Below are 18,706 nucleotides of genomic sequence, written 5' to 3' on the forward strand. Positions count from 1 at the left end.
GTGATGTGTATGCGCTTGTTCCGTCATCAGCGCTTGGGCTTCACCCTCCTGGCCCGCGCTGTCGCACAATGGCGCCTGCAGAGCCTAATCGCCTGATCATTTACTTACATAAGGAATCCAGCCTTCATGGAGCGCTACACCCTCCCTGCCAGTGACGGTATCTCGCTGGCTGCATATCGTTGGTTGCCGGTGGGGGACTGCCAACGGGTGTTGCAAATATCACACGGCATGGCTGAGCACATGGCGCGTTATGACCGATTAGCCCGTCAGCTGAACGCGCATGGCATTGCCGTCTATGGCCACGACCACCGTGGACATGGGCAAACCGCACCCGCTGGCACGCTGGGAGACTTCGGTCCCAAGGCTGACTGGGGGCAGGTCGTGGCGGATGTACTGCAGGTGGCGGGTTATGCCCGTCAGCAGCATCCCAATCGGCCCATCATCCTGCTCGGCCACAGCATGGGTAGCTTCATTGCCCGTGCGGCCTTGCAACGGGCGCCAACGGCTTACGCCGGTGCGGTGGTTTCTGCCACCGGCTTCCGTCAGGCGCCGTTTGCCCGGCTGATGAGTCATCTGGCGTCCTGGGTCGGACGGCGTCGTGGAGAGGACAAACCGAGCACTTTTCTCAGCAAGCTTGCCTTTGGCAGTTTCAACTTGCGCTTTCTGCCCAATCGCACCGCTTTTGACTGGCTGTCGCGGGATGCGGCGGAAGTGGATCGCTATATTGCCGATCCGCTATGTGGCTTCGATTGCTCACCCCGCTTGTGGTATCAGCTGCTGACAGGCATTGCTGCGTTGGAGCAGGATGAAAAGCGACCCGGTGTGCTGCCGCCAGCCATGCCTTTATGGTTGATTGCCGGCACTCACGATCCGGTCAGTTTGGGTGGGCTGGGGATGCGTCAGCTGGCGCAGCGCTACCAGCAAGCCGGTGCCGGGCAGGTGAGTGTCAGCCTGTATCCGGCGGGGCGCCACGAACTATTCAACGACAACAATCGTGATGAGGTAAGTGCCGACCTGCTGCGCTGGCTGACGACCTACTGGCCAAAAGAAGCGGAAAAAGCTGCGGGGGAATAAATGCGGATTCTGTTGACGTGGTGCACCTGAAAACAAAACGTCAGCAGAGCCAGAAAGAACAAAGCCCTTGCAGCGCAGGGCGGCAAGGGCTTCGTAAGTGGGCCGGTGGGAATTCTGGTTCGGCGTGTCGAGGGATGATGGGACACCCCCGGCAGTTGAACCTCGCAATCGAACTCAGAACGGCCGTACGTAGTGGCTGTACAGACACAGCAACCAAGTGATGCTCAGGCTGGTCAGGCCCACCATCTGGGCCGCAGAGCCAAGATCTTTGGCGCGCTTGGCAAGCGGGTGGCGTTCAAGCGAGGTGTGATCGACAGCGGCTTCGATCGCAGAGTTGAACAGCTCAATAACCAGCGTCATCAGATGGCTGGCAATCAGAATGGCCTTGCTCCAGATGGGCAGCCCCAGCCCGATTGCAACGCCAATGCCGACCACCGCCAGCAAAGCCACCTGCCGGAAAGCCGCCTCGTTCTGCCAGGCAGCGGACAAACCCGCCAGCGAATAGCCCGTGGCATTGATGATGCGCTGCAAGCCAGACTTGCCTTTGAACGGACTTTCCATGCCTACCCCCTGCGGATCTGACCGATATCGCGCCAGGCGGTATAGGTTGCGCACCAGAGCACGGGTGTCAGAACCAGCCAGCCAAGCATCAGCGGGATCGAGGCGGCGATAGCCAGGATGGTGACCACCAGGCCGAATACCGTCAGTGGCAGCCAGTTTTTCAGCCCGATGATCAGCGAGTGCCGTAGTGCCTCGATCGGATTCATATTGTCGAAAATCACCATGCAGGGGGCCAGCCAGCCGGCGAGGCCAACCAGCAACAGCCCGGTCATCACAACCAGCAGCTCGACCATGACAAAAATGATGGTCTTCGTCGTATCAAACTGACTCCAGACATTTGCCCCCTGGTCGGCCATCAAGGCAGTGATCAGGCTGCTGCCCAGTATGATCACGGCGAGGATGACGGCAACGACGATGACCAGAATGGTGAACCCGAGGGTCAAGGCGCCAAGTGCCAGCAGACTGCCAAATTGCGGTGACTGGAATCCTTTGAACAGGTGGTTGACTTCCAGTGGTCGGCCCTCCTCCTGATCACGGCAACCCAGCATCATGCCTGCGGCAATGGCCGGCGCGACCAGATAAACCACTAAACTCAGGCCAACCAGCGAGATGGCAAAGTAAGCCACACCGTAGAGGACGGCGATGCCGATCCAGACGCCGATATTGCGGCTGAACAAGGTGAATCCATCCGTCAGCCACTTCCAGCCAGCATCAGCACCGGCTACGTGGTAGTGGACCTTGCCACCAGAATCTTGTTGCATGGGTATCTCCGTTTTTATTAAGTCGGTGTCCTCAGTTTACTTGAGACCGTCTGACGGGCAAGTCAAGTTCGGTTGACATCAACAGAGCCCAGGACTATCGGGCCGAAAGAGAGATGACAATGCCGCCCAGGGGCTGCGGTGAACCTCGGGGGACGGCATGCGTGAACAGTTGATTGGGGGCAGGAGCAGGCAAGAGGCGATGATGCAGACGAGCGGGAGGCCCATCCCGCCCGGCTGGCTTAAACAACCTCCTCCACCCAAAGCAGAGCTTCGATCTGAGCGCGGTTGACTTCCAGCTGGCTGACGCCGCAGGCAGCGTAAAGCGCCGGATCTTCAGGCAGATCACCGTCTTCGCTTTGCAGGGCTAGCTTCAGTAAATTGCCGAAGGGGCCGCCGTGGTCGATCAGTGCCTGATTGATGGCCGCCGGCAGGCTGAGTTTTTCCAGGATCGAGGGCAGGGGTTTCTTCAGCAAGGCGTCGAGCATGGAAAACATGCCTGTCGTGAACAGCTGGTCGATATCGCCCCCTTTGAAGGTCTTGCGACCCAGTGTTTCCATGATGCGACCCCGGATCAGTGCCGTTTCCAGCAGTGCCGAGTGGCTGGATTCATGCTGCTGGTCATGGCTGAACATCAGCAGGCTGAGCCAGCGATACAGCTTCTGGTGGCCGAGCACCACCAGCGCCCGCTCCAGCGAATCCACCTTGGTCATCAGGCCGCCGCCGGGCGAGTTTACATACCGCAGCAGCTTGAAGGTCAGCATCGGGTCGTACTTCATGGCGTTGGCGATGATGGGCGTTTCCGCCTCGGCCCGTACCAGATTCAACACCTCCAGCAGGCGCAGATAATTGGCGTCGATGGCGGCATCTTCCTGATACTCGCGATAACGCAGGTAGCTGCCTTGTAGATAATGAATCTGCAACTGGCGGCACACCTGCAGCTCTTCAAAGAAATGAATATCACCGACCACGACTTCCGACTCCGGCGCGGCCTGTCCCAATGCCGAGATCGCGCCTGACAGCTCCTGCACATCCTTGCCGGCAATGCTGAGCTTCAGATAGTCCGCCAACGGGAATAACGAGATCAGCTCCGGTTTGATCGGGAACTGATCAAAACCAATCTGAAACCCGACCTGCTTGAGCGCCTGCAGCTTTTCAAAGTGTTCCAGCGGGTTGGTGAAGAACTCTTCGTCGTAGCGCAACATCAGCACAAATTGGGCCTTGGAGAGCAGCTTGAACAAGGGGCTGTCGAGCGCCCAGACCGAAATATTCAGAAAGATCCGCTTCTGGCCAAACGGCTTGGTGGCTTCATCTGCCAGGAAATTGCGCAACAGCACCTCGTCGTACAGCTTCGACACATTGTGGGTGACATGCACTTTGCGTTTGAGCACGCTCTCGCGCAGACGGAAGTCGTAACCGATAACGTTCAAGTCGCGGTCTAGCACGATTTCACGCTGCAGCATCCTTTCCTCGGCCAGGGCCGCGCTAGGCTTGGCCGTTGCAGGTGGCGCTGCGGCCGCCGCTGGCGTGGCTTGAGGTGGCGCAGGTGCCGGACGTGCTGGCGTGGGGGGCGGACTGGGCGGCGCAGGTTTATCGCCTCCACCAAGCAATTTCTTCAGGAAGTCCAGCATGTTGGCTACTCGCAGACGCAATGATCTCATCTTGCAGAATAGCCGAGCCCCGGCAAAACCCAAGGCAGACGGCGTAGCGTGCCTCCCAAAAGCAAACGCCCTGCATGGCAGGGCGTTTGGAGGAGTGGCCGTCGGGTTAGCCAGTCAACCGTTCCAGCGCTTCGCGGTATTTGTCGGCGGTACGGGCCGCGACATCGGCTGGCACCGTGGGGGCCGGTGGCTGCTTGTTCCAGCCGGTGGATTCCAGCCAGTCCCTTACAAACTGCTTGTCGAAGCTGGGGGGGCTGATGCCTTCCCGGTAGCTGTCGGCCGGCCAGAAACGCGAGGAATCCGGCGTCAGGGCTTCATCCATCAAGGTCAGATTGCCCTCGGCATCCAGACCGAATTCAAATTTGGTGTCGGCAATGATGATGCCACGGCTGGCGGCATATTCGCTGGCGGCCTGGTACAGGCGAATCGCGGTATCGCGAACCTTGGCAGCCAGCTCGGCACCGATTTTGCCGGTCAGCTCGTCAAACGAGATGTTCTCATCGTGGTCGCCCACCGCCGCCTTGGTGGAGGGGGTGAAGATCGGCTCAGGCAGCTTCGACGCTTCTTTAAGACCTGCAGGCAGGGCAATGCCGCAGATGGCGCCAGTCTTTTGATAATCCTTCCAGCCCGAACCGGCGATATAGCCGCGCACGATGGCTTCAACCGGCACCGGCTTGAGCCGTTTGGCCACTACAGCACGCCCGGCTACCTGGGGCAGATCGGCGGCGGAGACAAAATCTTCGGGCTTTTCGCCGGTCAGGTGGTTGGGCACCACGCTGGCCAGTTTGGCAAACCAGAAGTTCGAAATGGCTGTCAGCAGCTTGCCTTTGTCGGGGATCGGCTCTGTCAGGATCACATCGAAGGCGGACAGGCGGTCGGTGGCGATCATCAGCATACGATTGGCGTCGATCTCATACAGATCGCGCACTTTGCCCTGATAAATACGCTTGAGGCTTTGCAGATTGGATTGGGTGAGGCCGGTCATGGCGACTCCTGTGGCTGGCAATGGATTAGCGAGGGGGCGTGTGGTGTTCGGCGATCAGCTGCCGTAATTCTCCTAGCACGGTATCCCGGACATAGGGGTAGGCATCCTGCGTGATCTTCTCCAGCTCATCGGGTGCGATGCCGCCAATTTCCCGCCGGTAGCGTACACGCAGGTTGTGCATATCGTTACGGGCGCGCAGATCGGCTTCCCAGGTGCCAACGCTGGTCGAAGCCACCCCTTGGCGGGTGGCAATGTAGACCTTGACCTGATCGGTATGCGCGGCAACCAGATGATTGAGCGGGGTGTAAGACGGCAAGGACAGCCGACGGATCTTGGGGGGCTCGCGAAACATATGGGTCGAGCCCACATTATCGGTGATCAGAAAGCTGCCATCGTTGAGCACCGAGTGCAGTTCGACGATCTGGCGGGTCTTCGGCCAGCGTCCCAGCAGCTTGCGCCAGCGCTCGGCAAAACCGCGTGGCTCGCGTACCCCGGTTTCGAGAATGGAGGCTGAGGTTCGATTGTCACGGCTGATCATCACCCGCAGCAGGCTGCGGCGACCGGAAATCTGCGTCTCATGCACCGGCTCGACATCCACCTGATGGCGAAACCCCACCAGATTGAGCTGGCGTGAGGCATCGTTATAAAAGCCGATGTCGACATGCCGGAATTCCTTGGGGCGCACATGCAGATAGTGCTGCTCGGGCGGGGCAATGAAACGGCGAAAGATTTCCTGCGCGATTTTCAGGGCAGTTGGCCGGTGCAGCGCCAGTTTGTTCGGGTCAAGCGGCAGGTTTTCGTCGAACATGATGGCGTTACAAGGTGCTCTTGATCGCCTCGGCCTGCTCAATGGCCGCTTCGGCATCGGGCGCCAGGACGCAGAAATGGCCCATCTTGCGGCCAGGGCGCGCTTCCTTCTTGCCATACAGATGCAGCTTGGCATTGGGCGCCTGCATCAGGACTTCCCATTTTGGCTCGCTGCCGGCTTCGCCCCAGACATCGCCCAGCAGGTTGACCATGACAATCGGAGAGAGCAGATCGGTGCGACCGGGATATAGACCGCACATGGCCCGGACCTGTTGCTGGAATTGGTCGGTGGCGCAACCATCAATCGTGTAATGACCGGAGTTGTGCGGCCGAGGGGCCATTTCGTTCACCACCAGGCTGTTGTCTTCGAGTACGAAGAATTCAACCGCCAGAACCCCTACGTAGTCGAGTGTTTCAGCCAGCTGCCGGGCCATCTGCCGGGCTTGCTCGGCCAGTTCGGAGGGGATGCGTGCCGGCACGATGCTGACGTCGAGAATGCCTTGGGCGTGGCGATTTTCAGCAATCGGGAATACGGCGACTTCATGTGCCGAGGTGCGGGTGACGATTGCCGAGACTTCGAGCGCCAGTGGCACCCGCTTTTCCAGCACACAGGGCTGGCCGCCCAGATCGGCATAAGCGGCGCGCGCTTCGGCTGGCGTCGCAACGTTGATCTGGCCTTTGCCGTCGTAGCCCAGCCGGGCGGTTTTCAGAATGCCGGGCAGATAGGGGGCGAGATCATGATTGAGGTCTGATACGGTTTCCAGTGCCAGATACGGAGCCGTCGCCAAACCCGCCTTGCGGATGTATGACTTTTCGAGAATCCGGTCTTGGGCAATTGCCACACAGTCTCCCGATGGGCTGACCGGAATATGCCGGGCCAACCAACGCATCGAATCTGCGTTGACGTTTTCGAACTCGGTGGTGACAGCTGCGCAGGTTTCGGCCAGTTCCTTGAGGGCGGCGTGGTCGTTGTAAGGGGCGCGCAGATGAACATCGGCAAAGGCAGCGGCAGGGGCATTCGGGTCCGGGTCCAGCACCGTCACGCTGTAGCCCATGGTCTTGGCGGCGACGGCAAACATGCGGCCTAGCTGGCCCCCCCCAAGAATACCCAGCATGGCGGGCGGCAGAATGACTTGGCTCACGGCTCCAGCTCCGGCAAGGTCATGGCAAGTACAGACTCGGTCTGTACCGAGCGGAACTCGGCGAGTTTGGCGGCGAGTTCAGGGCGGTCGGTTGCCAGCATGGCAATCGCGAACAGTGCGGCATTGGCGGCCCCGGCTTCGCCGATGGCAAAGGTGGCAACAGGGATGCCTTTGGGCATTTGAACAATCGAGAGCAGCGAGTCTTCGCCGCGCAGGTATTTGGAGGGAACCGGCACACCCAGCACTGGCAGGGCAGTTTTGGAAGCCAGCATGCCCGGCAGGTGGGCGGCACCACCCGCGCCGGCGATGATGCATTTGAGACCACGGGAGGCTGCGGTGGCAGCGTATTCGAACAGCAGATCAGGTGTGCGGTGGGCAGAGACCACACGCGCTTCGAAACTGATCCCGAAGGCTTGCAACTGACGGGCTGCGTTTTGCATGACTTCCCAGTCGCTTGTGCTACCCATCACCAGGCCGACTTCAACCATGTTGGTATTCCATAGGTTTCAAAAACAGGATTCTAGCGAAAAGCCGCCGGGGCGCGTAGCACGTTTGCAACGCGCAACTGGCGGCGGGTGTGTTTACGACATTTCTACGGCCATGCCGCGCTGGATGGCTGGCCGTTCGGCCAGGCGGCTCATCCAGGCGGCGACGGCGGGATAGGCCTCCAGCGAGACGCCTTGCCACTCGTGCCGCAACGCCCACGGGTAGAGCGCCATATCGGCAATCGAGTACTCGCCGGCGATATACGGTCGTTGTGCCAGTTCGCGGTCGAGTACGCCGTATAGACGATTCGCCTCGCGTTGATAGCGTTCGATGGCGTAGGGGATTTTCTCCGGCGCAAACCGGCCGAAGTGATGGGCTTGCCCCAGCATTGGCCCGAAGCCACCCATCTGGAACATCAGCCATTGCAGGGTACGGTAGCGTTCCGGCCCGCTGGCAGGCAGAAAGCGGCTGGTCTTCTCGGCCAGATAGATCAGAATGGCGCCCGACTCGAACAAGGCAAACGGTTCGCCATTCGGGCCATCGGTATCAACCAGGGCCGGGATCTTGCCGTTGGGGCTGATGGCCTGATAAGCCGGGGTGAACTGGTCGCCTTTCATGATGTCGATTTTCTCGATCTGATAAGGCAGGCCGCATTCTTCGAGCATCAGGGAAATCTTGCGGCCGTTCGGCGTATTCCAGGTGTATAGCGTCAGCATGGTGGAGCTCCGTGAGTTTGTTTTGGGGTGGCTGAAGCGGTCGATTATGCGCCAAAGCGGTTGCCAGATGCGGCCCCATAACAAACGGGCGCGACCCGGAATGGGTGCGCCCGTTGTGCTGGCGAAAGCGGTCTGGGTGATCTGGCTTACTCGACTCGCTCGCCGTGCAGTGCCAGATCCAGGCCTTCGCGCTGCTCGTCATCGGCGACACGCAGGCCAAGGATGACATCGACGATTTTCAGCAGAATGAAGGTCATGACGCCGCTGTAGACGATGGTGACGCCGACGCCAACCAGCTGCGCCACGATGTCACCCTTGGTGCCGCCGATTTCTTCGACCGCAAACACCCCGGTCAGAATGGCGCCGACAATGCCGCCCACACCATGTACGCCGAAGGCATCAAGTGAGTCGTCGTAGCCCAGCAGGTGCTTGAGGCCGGTAGCCCCCCAGTAGCAGACGCCGCCTGAAATCAGGCCGATGGCCAAGGCGCCGCCGACGCCAACGAAACCCGAGGCTGGCGTAATCGCCACCAACCCGGCTACGGCGCCAGAAGCAATGCCCAGCACCGATGGCTTGCCCTTGGCGAACCACTCGACAAACATCCAGCTCAACGCTGCCGTGGCCGAGGCGATCTGTGTCACCAGCATGGCATACCCGGCACGGCCATCTGCCGCCAGGGCTGAGCCAGCGTTGAAGCCGAACCAGCCTACCCACAGCATCGAAGCGCCGACCAGAGTCAGAACCAGATTGTGCGGTGGCATGGCTTCGCGGCCGAAACCTACCCGCTTGCCCAGCACAAAGGCGCAGACCAGACCCGCGATGCCGGCATTGATGTGGACCACCGTGCCGCCGGCATAGTCGAGTACCTTGAACTTGGCGCCCTCACCGTTGAACAGCCAGCCACCGGCTTCCCACACCCAGTGGGCGACGGGTGAATACACCAACAGTGACCACAGCGCCATGAACAGCAGCATCGACGAGAATTTCATCCGTTCGGCAAAGGCACCGGTGATCAGCGCCGGGGTGATGATGGCAAAGGTGAGCTGGAACATGAAGAACACGCTTTCAGGAATCGTGCCGCTCAGGGTGTTCACGCCGATGCCGTTGAGCATGGCCTTGCTCAGCCCGCCAATCAAGGCGTTGCCGGGAGCAAAGGCCAGCGAGTAGCCAACCACAGTCCAGAGCAGGGTAACCAGCGCGGCAATTGCGAAGCTTTGCATCAGCGTGGCCAGCACGTTCTTCTTGCGGACCATGCCGCCATAGAACAGCGCCAGGCCCGGAATCGTCATGAACAGGACCAAAGCCGTGGCAACCAGCATCCAGGCGGTGTTGCCGGCATCAAGCTTGGGGGCTTCCGGTGCGGCGGCTGGGGCGGGAGCGGCGGTAGTCGCCGCCGCTGCTGGGCTGGCGGCTGGCGTAGCCGGGGCGCTGGTTGCCTCGCCGCTGACGGTGGCGGGGGTGGCCGGTGCCTGTGGTGCAGCCGCTGGGGCGTCAACGACTGGTGCGGCGGGGGCGGTGGCGGGTGCCGCCGGCTTGGCGTCTTCCGCCAAGGCCGGTAGGGCAAGGCCCACGGCACCCATCAGCGCGAGAGAGGCCAGTAGCTTTTTCATGGCAGTCTCCTTGCAGGATTACAGGGCATCCGCACCGGTTTCGCCGGTACGGATGCGGATGACGTGTTCCAGATCAAAGACGAACACCTTGCCATCGCCGATCTTGCCGGTGTTTGCGGCCTTTTCGATGGCTTCGATGACCTGATCCACCATATCGTCCTTGACGGCGATTTCGAGCTTTACCTTGGGCAGGAAATCCACCACATACTCCGCCCCGCGATACAGTTCGGTGTGGCCCTTCTGACGTCCGAAACCTTTGACCTCGGTAACGGTGATGCCCTGTACGCCGATGGTGGAGAGGGCTTCGCGTACCTCGTCCAGCTTGAATGGTTTGATGATGGCGGTAACGAATTTCATCGTTGCTCCTTCGCGGGATGGTGGGATATCAATCGGACTGGTCTGCACCTAGCATGAGCTGTGCCAAGTAATAAAATACTGATAAATCATTGCGTTATGATGATGTTGTCAGGCAGGGGGCTGAGGTGCGCACCGCTGTGGTGCGGGGGGAGTGGTCTGGGGGCGGCTTTGGTGCAGCGCTGCGCCATGATTGGGCGGGCCGGATGTACGGCTTGATCCAGCACATATGAGCTGGCTTGCTGCCTGCTAAACTGCTTACAAACCCCATTCAACCAAGCATCACAAGGAGATCGTTATGTTGTCGCAACGTCTGTTTGATGAAGTCAGCAGCAAGTTGTCAGAAGTGCTGGCGTCCAGCCCGGCCCGTGACATCGAGAAGAATATGAAGGCTGTGCTGTCCGCCGCCTTTGCCAAGCTGGATCTGGTAACCCGCGAGGAGTTCGAGGTGCAGCAGGAAGTGCTGGCCCGTACCCGCGAAAAGCTCGGCGATATGGAAAAGCGCCTCGCCGCACTGGAAGGCCGGGTGGATACGACCCCGCAGGCCGTGCAGAACCCGCAAGACGAGCTGTAAACGCCCTATCGCCGTGGCGAGGCCCTTCCTGGTCTGACCAGAGAAGGGCCTTCTTTTTGTAGGTTTTTGCTTTAGCCGGCGGGCGCTAACCGTTCCAGCAGAAATTCAACGAAGGCCCGCACCCGTAGCGGCGCCAGTCGACCGTGCGGATAGAGTAGCGAAAATGGCCGTGAGCAGCCGCCAAATGGCTGGAGCACCTCAACCAGCCGACCATGCTGCAAGTCGGCTTCGACCGTAAACCGGTAAGCCTGGAACAGACCGGCACCATGTCGGGCCAGCGTGATGCCTCCCAACAGATCTTCTGCACAGTGATAACGGCCTTGCGTCGGCCACTCAATCATTTGCCCGCCTTGCTGGAACAGCCAAGGCACCTGCCGGCCACTGCTGGGCAGGTCGAACTGGATGCACTCATGCGTCGCCAAGGCTTGCGGGGTATCGGGGTTGCCCCGCTGTGACAGATAGGCTGGGGCGGCCACCACCACCAGCTCGGCATCCTCCAGCTTGCGGGCAACCAGCCCGGAATCGACCGGTGCCCTGGCGCGAATCGCCAGATCGAAACCTTCGTCAGCAAAATCAACATTGCGGTTGCTGAGATGGACTTCGACTTTGATCTGCGGGTGCTCTGCCAGAAACGCCGGCAACAGTGGCAACACGCGGAAATGACCGTATGTGGTTGGCAGGCTGATGCGCAGCGTACCGGCGGGAACACTCTGAATACCGCCCAGTACGTTTTCTGCTTCCTGCAGCTGGCCCAGCGCATTGCGACAGCGCTCGAAGTACAACTGCCCGCCCTCGGTCAGCCGGATCTGGCGGGTGGTGCGCAAGAATAATTTCACCCCAAGCCGTGCTTCCAGCCTTGCCATGGCACGGCTCACGGCGGCCGGGGTAATGCCGGCGGCCTGGGCGGCAGCAGTAAAGCTGCCCTGCTCTGCTGCCAGGCAGAACAGCTCGATGCTGCCTAACAAGAGGTTATCGAATTGGCGCTTCATTTGTTACATGGCGTAATGAATGTAGTGTTTACTATGCCATTTATCAGCCTGATGGTTACAAATAAGCTGTGCTCCGAGATGTCCTCACCTGTAAACAAGGAGCCTATGCCATGAAGCTGTATTTCTCTCCCGGTGCCTGTTCTTTGGCTGTTCATATCGTGCTGCGTGAGCTGCAGACGTCATTCAGTCTGGAAAAGGTCGATCTGGGGCGCCACCAAACCGCAGATGGGGCCGATTACTATCAACTCGCCCCCAAGGGCTGTGTGCCGATGCTGGTGCTGGAGTCCGGTGAACGCCTGACCGAAGGACCGGTCATCAACCAATACCTGGCCGATCACTTCGGCCGTACCGATCTGCTGCCTGCCGTGGGCAGTCTGGCCCGCTATCGGGTGCTGGAATGGCTCAACTATGTTGGCACCGAGCTGCACAAGAGCTTTGCGCCGCTGTTCAACCCGGAGGTTGACGCCCAAGGCAAAGCCGTCTTTCAAGCGCAATTACGAAAGAAATTTGCCTGGGTATCGCAGCAGCTGGCGGATAGACCCTATCTGACCGGCGATACCTTCAGCATTGCCGATGCCTATCTCTACACCGTTGCCAGCTGGTCGTCGTTTGTGGGGCTGGATCTGGCGCCCTATGCCGAGCTGCAGGCTTTCCTGCGCCGGGTGGCGGAGCGGCCAGCCGTCAAGCAGGCGCGGCTGGCAGAAGGTCTGCCGGGCTGAGTGGCCAATGCTGCTTCTGCGGCGTTGGTGTTGAAAAGACAGAGCCTTATCGCCCGGTGGTGCCACCTTGGCGCCAGCCGGGCGAGGCCGGCAGGAGACAACTCATGTGGAAACAAACTGCATTGACCCGACAGCTGGGCCTGTCGGTGCCGATTATTCAAGGCCCGTTTGGTGGGGGGCTTTCATCGGTTGAACTGACGGCATTGGTCAGCGAAGCGGGCGGTATGGGCTCCTTTGGTGCCCATCACCAGACCGCTGAGCAGATCATGCAAACCGTCAGGGCAATACGCGAGCGGACCCGGCAGCCATTTGCCATCAATTTATGGATTCCTCAGGCCGACAGCGAGCGCCTGCAGCTGGACGAGGCCGCGTTTGCGCAATACATCCAGCCACTGCAGCCTTTTTTTGACGAGCTGGGTATGGCACCGCCGACCCTGCCCGAACAATTCTGGCCACCTTATGCCGAGCAGGTCGAAGCCGTGCTGGCGGCTCGGCCGCCGGTGTTCAGCTTCGTCTTCGGCATTCCCTCGCCCGACATTCTGCAACGCTGCCGCGAGCTGGGTATCCAGACTCTGGGCGCCGCAACGACGGTGGACGAGGCCGTGGCACTGGAACAAGCGGGCGTCGATATGATCGTCGCCACCGGGTTTGAAGCCGGCGGCCATCGTGTGTCCTTCCTGCGCTCGGCCGAAGCCTCGCTGACCGGCACCTTTGCGCTGGTGCCGCAGGTGGTCGATGCCGTCAAGGTGCCGGTGATTGCAGCCGGAGGCATCGCCGATGGCCGGGGCATTGCCGCAGCACTGACACTGGGGGCGCACGGGGCGCAGATCGGCACCGCCTTCCTCGCTTGCCAGCAGTCGTCCGCCAGCGCGTTGCACCGGCAGATGCTGTTCAGCCCACAGGCCCGCTACACCGGGCTGACCCGGGCGTTCAGCGGCCGGCTGGCGCGGGGCATCCGCAATCGGTTGATGGATGCGCTGCAAGGCTACGAAGCCAGCCTGCCACCTTATCCCTTGCAATACTGGGTGGCTGGCACGCTCAAAGCGGCCGCACTGGCCCAAGGCCGGGCTGACCTGATGGCGCTCTGGTGTGGTCAATCGGCCGCACTGCTACGTGAGACCGATGCCGCCGCCTTGATGGATTCACTGGTGGCGCAAACCGGGGAAATTCTTGATGCGAGACGTACGGGCAATGGGTAGGGGCTGCCGACGAGTTGGTGGTGGCTGAGTTCTGGCCGGGATCGCCCTTCCCGCTGAGGCCATACGCGGTGTCGGGCGATCGGTGAGGTGTCGGTTGGAGTCGGTCAAATGTGAGAACGATTCAGGCCAGCATGGCTGCATTGAACACCGGCTCGTTCAGCGGAATGGCCTCGTCGCTATCCAACTCCTCGCGCCACTGACGCACGGTCAAGGCCAGGTTGCGTAACAGGGCGTCGAAGTGGTCGGTTGTCAGGGCCGCCAGAGGGATGCGTGCCCAGCAGAGCAGTTCCGATGCCTGATCCAGGCCGATGCTGAAAGGCTGGTGGCTGGAATCCGGCGCATTGGCCTGAAGCAGTTTGAGCACCAGACCAGGGTGTGGGTCCAGTGGCAGTTCACCGATCCACGCGCCCAGATAGACGACCTGGCCTTGCTTGCTGATGACATGCACTGCCACGTCTTCGAGCGTGAACAGGTATGCGCCGGCAGCGTCCGGTCTGGGAGTGGGAAGGCTGTTGAAGTTGCAGTAGTCGTTCAGCAAGATTTCCAGAGCGCTTGTCATGGTCTTTTCCTTTTGCAGTTGAACCCTGCCTCGCGATTGGCCAAGGCAGGGCTTCCAGGGTTTAGTTATCGGTATTAATCATCAACTTGCGGGCGGCCGTGACGGCTGCCGGCGCTGTCAGGTGGGGGCCACTACCCCGATGCTGATAGTTGTCGATGATGATCTTGAGACCCGCGTTGACCTGCTCAGGGGTGATCGCTTCTTTCAAGTGCTGAAGGGCGAACTCCAGAATCTTCTTGTTGCCATCCGTTTGTTTGGGGATGCCCAGGGCGGGTAGCACAATTTCATTGATGGCGCGTTGTGCAACCTTCTGCGGGGCTTCGGCGAATCTGCCCCAGTCCTGATTCTGCGCCTGCGAGGCGGTGCTGATGGTCGAAGACGAGAACGGGTTGGTCCATGACTTCTGATAGCTTTTCTTGACCAGCTGCATGGCCTGGTTGATGTCCTCGTGCGTTTCCGCCTTGCGCAACATGGCCTCTGCCCGGTCGAGGATCTGGATGTTGTGATCGCTAGGCGAGACATGGCGCATCCGTGCCGGGTAGATGTGCTCGCGAATCAGGTTGGATGCAGCAACTTTTACATCACGGCGAATACCTTCCTGTACGGCGGCATGGATGGCGGGTAGTCCTTTCTGCAGCACAGGCCCGTTCTGGCGGTAGATGTTTTTCAAGCTTTCCATGGTCCCAGCCAGTGCCGGATTGCCGGGCTGATTGAGTACCCGGGCCAAATGCTCAATCTTGGCCGGGTCATCTCCGGCCAGGGCATTGAGGGTTGCCAGATGATCTACCAGCGGCGACATCGTTGGCAGCAAGGGCTTACCAGTGCTCGTCAGAATGGCTGCTTCGGTGGCGAGATTGTCAACGGCTGCCTGGGCATCGCGGCGGAAGTTGGCTACTTCAGCAACTGCCTGGTGGATGGGCAAGGCATCGCCTGCCGCAGCCAGCTCATTGAACTCCGTCGCATCCAGCGCGAACAAGGCCTGCGGCACAGAGTCGAACTGCGCCCGAATCGGTTGCTCATTGCGTGTCATTAAATGATTGAGTACATCGTCGTGCAGATCGCGTTGCAGAGCCTGGCGGGCTTGCAGGGACATATCAAAGTTCAACGTGCCATTTTCACGACCTGTGAAATTGCCATGCTCATTGATCAGCCGCACCGGCACGATCTGGTCTTTAAACCGCGCCAGCTCGCGTTTTTCAAAGTACTTCGAGGCCGTGGTATCGGTAGAGGTCACCATATCTTCAATCCGGCTGCCGAGACCGCCTTTCTTGGTGGTGTCTTCGCCCTTCATCAGCTTGTCGAGCCCCTCTCCCTGGAAAGCCAGAATGATCTTGTCCGGGTTGGGTAGCGGGCCTTGCTCCAGTGCGGGATTGATAATTTCGGGTACCGGGATGTTCAGCATCACGCCGCCATCCTGAAATTTGTAAGTACCACCGTGGTCCAGCGTGTGCTCCACCTGCCGGAATGCCAGCGGAAAAGCGCCTGAAATATGCGCTGCCTTGGCGATATCCATATCGGGAGAGGATTCAGCGTTGAACACGACCAAGGCACTATTGCCATGCTTGTCCCCGGCTGTGCCGGTCATGTGCAGTTCCTTGATCTCGGGAATGTGCTGCGACAACAACTTGAGATCACCGAAGGTAACCGCGCCGTCATTCAATAGCTTATCGCGCACGGCTTCGAGCTTGGTCTGGTCAGACGGACTCAGATCGCCGACCTGACAGCGGGGTACCAGACGGTTGAGTACCGCCACGCGGGCCTGATGCCGAATTTCCTTTTCCAGCCCTTCGGCAGGTGCCTGAAAGTCATTGCCGGGCTTCAGACCTTTCAGTGCGCCCTTGAAATTGGTGCCATGCTCCACCACACCACCAATCAATTTCTTGAATTCGAGGTTATCCGAGAGGTCATTGAATTCCTTGGCGGTTAAGCCGCAGGCCAGCAACGAGGTGGTGATGGCACCGGCTGATGCACCATGCAAAGCTTTGACGCCTTGCAACACGCCGGATTCTTCCAGCGCTGAAATGGCGCCTGGGTAAGCATTGCCTTTGGCCCCACCCCCGGCAAACACCAACTGACGCACCGGCGGGCGGTCCAGAGTCAGTTCCACCTTGCCGTTGTCCAGAGCGGTAATACCCACGTGGCGTTGGCCGATTCCTGCAGCCAGTGTGGTGCCGCCACCCTCCACCCCAATGTGCAATGCCTGAGCGGTATGACCAATCTGCAAATCCGTGTCTTGCTGGGTTAATGAATTGGAGCGCTCTAATTGGCGCGAAGACTCAAGGTCTGAAGAATCGGGGGAATGAGTGCCGATATCTTCCGCGCCGTAAGTGCCGTAAACGTCTGCCAGAAAATTGCCACGTACATCCATGTCCATTGTTTTGCTCCTGTATCAAATTGCGAAAATTAAACGTATCGCCTGATAAGTAGCGAACTGAAATGGACAGTTCTGATTCAGATTATTGAAATGGGAGGTGAATTTTTACATCCACCCGATTTTTCAGACGCTCTTCGAGTTTATGAGTAAAAAATCCTTAATAAACAATAAGAATTGAGTTCTCACATTGATGATTTTTTCTTGTTTCAGATTGTTAAGTACGTTTGAATAGAGAGTTAAATGAACCAATTTTTATTGAGTGTTGAATTTTATTGCATTGAAGGTGCGCCATATTCAGATGGCGAAAGGCAATAAAAAACGGCGGTAAAAACCGCCGTTATCTGCAAGTGACGTCCTCTAGGCCTTGAGGCGAGCGAAGGCGCGGCCTGCGGCTGACAGGGTGGACTCAAGGTCATCGTCGGTATGGGCCGACGAGACAAAGCCAGCCTCGAACGCCGAGGGGGCAAGATAAACGCCTTCTTCCAGCATGGCGTGGAAGAAGCGGTTGAAGCGGGCACGGTCTGAGGCCATCACATCGGCGTAGCTGTCGGGGCAGTGGGCGCTGAAATAGACACCGAACATGCCGCCAACCGACTGGGCGCTAAAGGTTTCGCCTGCTGCCTTGGCGGCTTCGGTCAAACCCGCGCACAACTGGGTGGCTTTGGCGGCCAGACGGTCGAAGAAGCCCGCCTCGCCGATCAGTTTCATGGTGGCCAGACCGGCGGCCACCGCAACCGGGTTACCGGACAACGTGCCGGCCTGATAGACCGGGCCAAGCGGTGCCAGCTTTTCCATGACCTCGCGCCGGCCGCCGAATGCGGCCAACGGCATACCACCCCCGACCACTTTGCCCAAGGTGGTCAGATCAGGCGTGATGCCATGCAGACCTTGGGCGCAGCCTGCACCCACGCGGAAGCCGGTCATCACCTCGTCGTAGATCAGCAGGGCGCCGCTCTGGTCGCACACCCCACGCATGGCGGCGACAAAGGCCGGGCTGGGTTGCACCAGATTCATATTGCCGGCAATCGGCTCGACGATGAGCGCGGCGATTTCATGGCCGTGGGCATCAAAGCAGGCCTTGAGCGCCTCGACATCGTTGTAGGGCAGCACGATGGTGTCGTTGGCCACGGCAGCCGGCACGCCGGCTGAGCTGGGGTTGCCAAAGGTAAGCAGGCCCGAGCCGGCTTTCACCAGCAGCGAGTCGGCATGGCCGTGGTAGCAGCCTTCGAATTTCACGATCTTGTCGCGGCCGGTGTAGCCACGCGCCAAGCGCAGTGCGCTCATGGTGGCTTCGGTGCCGCTTGATACCAGCCGCACCATCTGCATGGAGGGCAGGCGGGCGCACAGCAAATCGGCCAGCTCGATTTCGGCTTCGGTCGGCGCACCAAAGCTCAGGCCATTGACGGCCGCCTGCTGAACCGCTTCGATCACGGCGGGATGGGCGTGGCCCAGAATCAGCGGCCCCCACGAGCCGACATAATCGACATAACGACGGCCTTCGCTATCCCAGACGTAGGCGCCCTGCCCTTTGGCCAGGAATACGGGGGTGCCGCCAACGCTGCCGAAGGCGCGCACCGGCGAATTGACGCCGCCGGGAATGTGTTGGCGGGCGCGTTCGAACAGACTTTGATTACTGGTCATCTTGCTGGCTCCAGGTGGGGTAGGGGTGTTGGCTTAAATAAGCATTGGTATAACGTGGGTCTTCAGTCACTTCGTGGCCAAGCCAGTCGGGCGCGGTATAGGGCTGGTCTTCGCTGGCCAGTTCGACCTCGGCCAGAATCAAGCCCGTATTGGCGCCAAAAAATTCGTCAACTTCCCACACCAGGCCTTCGCGCTCGATCCGGTAACGCTTTTTCTCGACCAGCATCGGGCACATGCTGCCCAACATGGCGTTGGCGTCGGCGAGAGGGATCACGTATTCGAATTCCTGCCGCGACACATTGCTGACACGGCCTTTCAGCGTCAGCCAGGCTTGGTCGCCGACGATGCGTACCCGCACGGTGCGATCCGGGTCTACCGACAGATAGCCCTGCTTGTACCATGTGCCCTGTGCCAGCGCGCGCCAGTTGTCGTTGGCGACGTGAAAACGGCGTTCAATTTCCATTCCCATGAGGGGATTCCTTTCTTGCTGGTGGCGC

The 18,706-nt window shown here is 59.8% G+C and carries 19 protein-coding genes; 4 read left to right on the forward strand and 15 right to left on the reverse strand.

The window, feature by feature from the left end:
- Nucleotides 1-126: 126 nt before the first annotated feature.
- Nucleotides 127-1,074 (forward strand): alpha/beta hydrolase, encoded by a 948-nt coding sequence (locus PZA18_RS01340; RefSeq protein ID WP_284098964.1) that lies wholly within the window; start codon nucleotides 127-129, stop codon nucleotides 1,072-1,074.
- A gap of 174 nt (nucleotides 1,075-1,248) precedes the next feature.
- On the opposite strand, the gene PZA18_RS01345 is transcribed toward PZA18_RS01340, so the two are convergent.
- The 10 genes from PZA18_RS01345 to glnK form a co-directional block, all read right to left on the reverse strand.
- Nucleotides 1,249-1,635 carry a diacylglycerol kinase gene (locus tag PZA18_RS01345; protein ID WP_284098965.1) on the reverse strand — a complete coding sequence of 129 codons (387 nt, stop codon included), beginning with the start codon at nucleotides 1,633-1,635 and terminating at the stop codon, nucleotides 1,249-1,251.
- Nucleotides 1,636-1,637: 2 nt separating this feature from the next.
- The gene (locus tag PZA18_RS01350; protein WP_284098966.1) at nucleotides 1,638-2,396 is read right to left on the reverse strand and encodes a BPSS1780 family membrane protein; all 759 of its coding nucleotides are present in this window, start codon (nucleotides 2,394-2,396) and stop codon (nucleotides 1,638-1,640) included.
- 239 nt (nucleotides 2,397-2,635) lie between these two features.
- Nucleotides 2,636-4,054, reverse strand: coding sequence for an EAL and HDOD domain-containing protein (locus PZA18_RS01355; protein ID WP_284098967.1), 1,419 nt, complete (start codon nucleotides 4,052-4,054; stop codon nucleotides 2,636-2,638).
- A 106-nt stretch (nucleotides 4,055-4,160) separates the two neighbouring features.
- A complete protein-coding gene (locus PZA18_RS01360) occupies nucleotides 4,161-5,039 on the reverse strand; it encodes a phosphoribosylaminoimidazolesuccinocarboxamide synthase (RefSeq protein ID WP_284098968.1) in 879 nt (292 codons plus the stop codon).
- A gap of 25 nt (nucleotides 5,040-5,064) precedes the next feature.
- Nucleotides 5,065-5,847 (reverse strand): hypothetical protein, encoded by a 783-nt coding sequence (locus PZA18_RS01365; protein WP_284098969.1) that lies wholly within the window; start codon nucleotides 5,845-5,847, stop codon nucleotides 5,065-5,067.
- Between the two features lie 7 nt (nucleotides 5,848-5,854).
- Nucleotides 5,855-6,988 (reverse strand): 5-(carboxyamino)imidazole ribonucleotide synthase, encoded by a 1,134-nt coding sequence (locus PZA18_RS01370; RefSeq protein ID WP_284098970.1) that lies wholly within the window; start codon nucleotides 6,986-6,988, stop codon nucleotides 5,855-5,857.
- The gene (gene purE, locus PZA18_RS01375; protein ID WP_284098971.1) at nucleotides 6,985-7,476 is read right to left on the reverse strand and encodes a 5-(carboxyamino)imidazole ribonucleotide mutase; all 492 of its coding nucleotides are present in this window, start codon (nucleotides 7,474-7,476) and stop codon (nucleotides 6,985-6,987) included. The genes PZA18_RS01370 and purE overlap by 4 nt, the downstream gene beginning before the upstream one ends.
- Before the next feature lie 93 nt (nucleotides 7,477-7,569).
- Nucleotides 7,570-8,190 carry a glutathione S-transferase family protein gene (locus PZA18_RS01380; protein WP_284098972.1) on the reverse strand — a complete coding sequence of 207 codons (621 nt, stop codon included), beginning with the start codon at nucleotides 8,188-8,190 and terminating at the stop codon, nucleotides 7,570-7,572.
- 146 nt (nucleotides 8,191-8,336) lie between these two features.
- A complete protein-coding gene (locus PZA18_RS01385) occupies nucleotides 8,337-9,800 on the reverse strand; it encodes an ammonium transporter (RefSeq protein ID WP_284098973.1) in 1,464 nt (487 codons plus the stop codon).
- Nucleotides 9,801-9,818: 18 nt separating this feature from the next.
- Nucleotides 9,819-10,157 carry a P-II family nitrogen regulator gene (glnK, locus tag PZA18_RS01390; protein WP_284098974.1) on the reverse strand — a complete coding sequence of 113 codons (339 nt, stop codon included), beginning with the start codon at nucleotides 10,155-10,157 and terminating at the stop codon, nucleotides 9,819-9,821.
- 295 nt (nucleotides 10,158-10,452) lie between these two features.
- Between glnK and PZA18_RS01395 the strand changes: the two genes are divergently transcribed.
- A complete protein-coding gene (locus PZA18_RS01395) occupies nucleotides 10,453-10,728 on the forward strand; it encodes an accessory factor UbiK family protein (RefSeq protein WP_284098975.1) in 276 nt (91 codons plus the stop codon).
- A 71-nt stretch (nucleotides 10,729-10,799) separates the two neighbouring features.
- Here the strand turns inward: PZA18_RS01395 and PZA18_RS01400 are convergent, their stop codons facing one another.
- Complete coding sequence (locus tag PZA18_RS01400; RefSeq protein ID WP_284098976.1) at nucleotides 10,800-11,717, reverse strand: LysR family transcriptional regulator; 918 nt, start codon at nucleotides 11,715-11,717, stop codon at nucleotides 10,800-10,802.
- A 110-nt stretch (nucleotides 11,718-11,827) separates the two neighbouring features.
- On the opposite strand from PZA18_RS01400, the gene gstA reads away from it, so the two are divergent.
- Together gstA and PZA18_RS01410 are read left to right on the forward strand one after the other, a co-directional pair.
- A complete protein-coding gene (gene gstA / locus PZA18_RS01405) occupies nucleotides 11,828-12,436 on the forward strand; it encodes a glutathione transferase GstA (RefSeq protein WP_284098977.1) in 609 nt (202 codons plus the stop codon).
- Between the two features lie 104 nt (nucleotides 12,437-12,540).
- Nucleotides 12,541-13,635 (forward strand): NAD(P)H-dependent flavin oxidoreductase, encoded by a 1,095-nt coding sequence (locus PZA18_RS01410; protein ID WP_284098978.1) that lies wholly within the window; start codon nucleotides 12,541-12,543, stop codon nucleotides 13,633-13,635.
- A gap of 121 nt (nucleotides 13,636-13,756) precedes the next feature.
- Here the strand turns inward: PZA18_RS01410 and PZA18_RS01415 are convergent, their stop codons facing one another.
- The 4 genes from PZA18_RS01415 to PZA18_RS01430 all read right to left on the reverse strand — a co-directional run bounded on the left by PZA18_RS01415 (nucleotide 13,757) and on the right by PZA18_RS01430 (nucleotide 18,678).
- A complete protein-coding gene (locus tag PZA18_RS01415; protein WP_284098979.1) occupies nucleotides 13,757-14,194 on the reverse strand; it encodes a CesT family type III secretion system chaperone in 438 nt (145 codons plus the stop codon).
- A gap of 61 nt (nucleotides 14,195-14,255) precedes the next feature.
- Nucleotides 14,256-16,568: a patatin-like phospholipase family protein gene (locus tag PZA18_RS01420; protein ID WP_284098980.1), complete on the reverse strand. Its 2,313-nt coding sequence runs from the start codon at nucleotides 16,566-16,568 to the stop codon at nucleotides 14,256-14,258.
- A 357-nt stretch (nucleotides 16,569-16,925) separates the two neighbouring features.
- A complete protein-coding gene (hemL, locus tag PZA18_RS01425) occupies nucleotides 16,926-18,209 on the reverse strand; it encodes a glutamate-1-semialdehyde 2,1-aminomutase (protein ID WP_284098981.1) in 1,284 nt (427 codons plus the stop codon).
- Entirely contained in the window at nucleotides 18,199-18,678 is a 480-nt protein-coding gene (locus PZA18_RS01430; protein ID WP_284098982.1) for a CYTH domain-containing protein, read from the reverse strand. Before PZA18_RS01430 ends, hemL begins: the two co-directional genes overlap by 11 nt.
- Nucleotides 18,679-18,706 lie beyond the last annotated feature (28 nt).

The sequence above is a fragment of the Parachitinimonas caeni genome (genome assembly GCF_030129945.1).
Classification (GTDB): domain Bacteria; phylum Pseudomonadota; class Gammaproteobacteria; order Burkholderiales; family Chitinimonadaceae; genus Parachitinimonas; species Parachitinimonas caeni.

Excerpts from the sequence above, each read along its gene's own strand:
- PZA18_RS01340 (WP_284098964.1), top strand. The coding sequence starts at position 127 with ATGGAGCGCTACACCCTCCCTGCCAGTGACGGTATCTCGCTGGCTGCA.
- PZA18_RS01345 (WP_284098965.1), bottom strand. The coding sequence starts at position 1,635 with ATGGAAAGTCCGTTCAAAGGCAAGTCTGGCTTGCAGCGCATCATCAAT.
- PZA18_RS01350 (WP_284098966.1), bottom strand. The coding sequence starts at position 2,396 with ATGCAACAAGATTCTGGTGGCAAGGTCCACTACCACGTAGCCGGTGCT.
- PZA18_RS01355 (WP_284098967.1), bottom strand. The coding sequence starts at position 4,054 with ATGAGATCATTGCGTCTGCGAGTAGCCAACATGCTGGACTTCCTGAAG.
- PZA18_RS01360 (WP_284098968.1), bottom strand. The coding sequence starts at position 5,039 with ATGACCGGCCTCACCCAATCCAATCTGCAAAGCCTCAAGCGTATTTAT.
- PZA18_RS01365 (WP_284098969.1), bottom strand. The coding sequence starts at position 5,847 with ATGTTCGACGAAAACCTGCCGCTTGACCCGAACAAACTGGCGCTGCAC.
- purE (WP_284098971.1), bottom strand. The coding sequence starts at position 7,476 with ATGGTTGAAGTCGGCCTGGTGATGGGTAGCACAAGCGACTGGGAAGTC.
- PZA18_RS01380 (WP_284098972.1), bottom strand. The coding sequence starts at position 8,190 with ATGCTGACGCTATACACCTGGAATACGCCGAACGGCCGCAAGATTTCC.
- PZA18_RS01385 (WP_284098973.1), bottom strand. The coding sequence starts at position 9,800 with ATGAAAAAGCTACTGGCCTCTCTCGCGCTGATGGGTGCCGTGGGCCTT.
- glnK (WP_284098974.1), bottom strand. The coding sequence starts at position 10,157 with ATGAAATTCGTTACCGCCATCATCAAACCATTCAAGCTGGACGAGGTA.
- PZA18_RS01395 (WP_284098975.1), top strand. The coding sequence starts at position 10,453 with ATGTTGTCGCAACGTCTGTTTGATGAAGTCAGCAGCAAGTTGTCAGAA.
- PZA18_RS01400 (WP_284098976.1), bottom strand. The coding sequence starts at position 11,717 with ATGAAGCGCCAATTCGATAACCTCTTGTTAGGCAGCATCGAGCTGTTC.
- gstA (WP_284098977.1), top strand. The coding sequence starts at position 11,828 with ATGAAGCTGTATTTCTCTCCCGGTGCCTGTTCTTTGGCTGTTCATATC.
- PZA18_RS01410 (WP_284098978.1), top strand. The coding sequence starts at position 12,541 with ATGTGGAAACAAACTGCATTGACCCGACAGCTGGGCCTGTCGGTGCCG.
- PZA18_RS01415 (WP_284098979.1), bottom strand. The coding sequence starts at position 14,194 with ATGACAAGCGCTCTGGAAATCTTGCTGAACGACTACTGCAACTTCAAC.
- PZA18_RS01420 (WP_284098980.1), bottom strand. The coding sequence starts at position 16,568 with ATGGACATGGATGTACGTGGCAATTTTCTGGCAGACGTTTACGGCACT.
- hemL (WP_284098981.1), bottom strand. The coding sequence starts at position 18,209 with ATGACCAGTAATCAAAGTCTGTTCGAACGCGCCCGCCAACACATTCCC.
- PZA18_RS01430 (WP_284098982.1), bottom strand. The coding sequence starts at position 18,678 with ATGGGAATGGAAATTGAACGCCGTTTTCACGTCGCCAACGACAACTGG.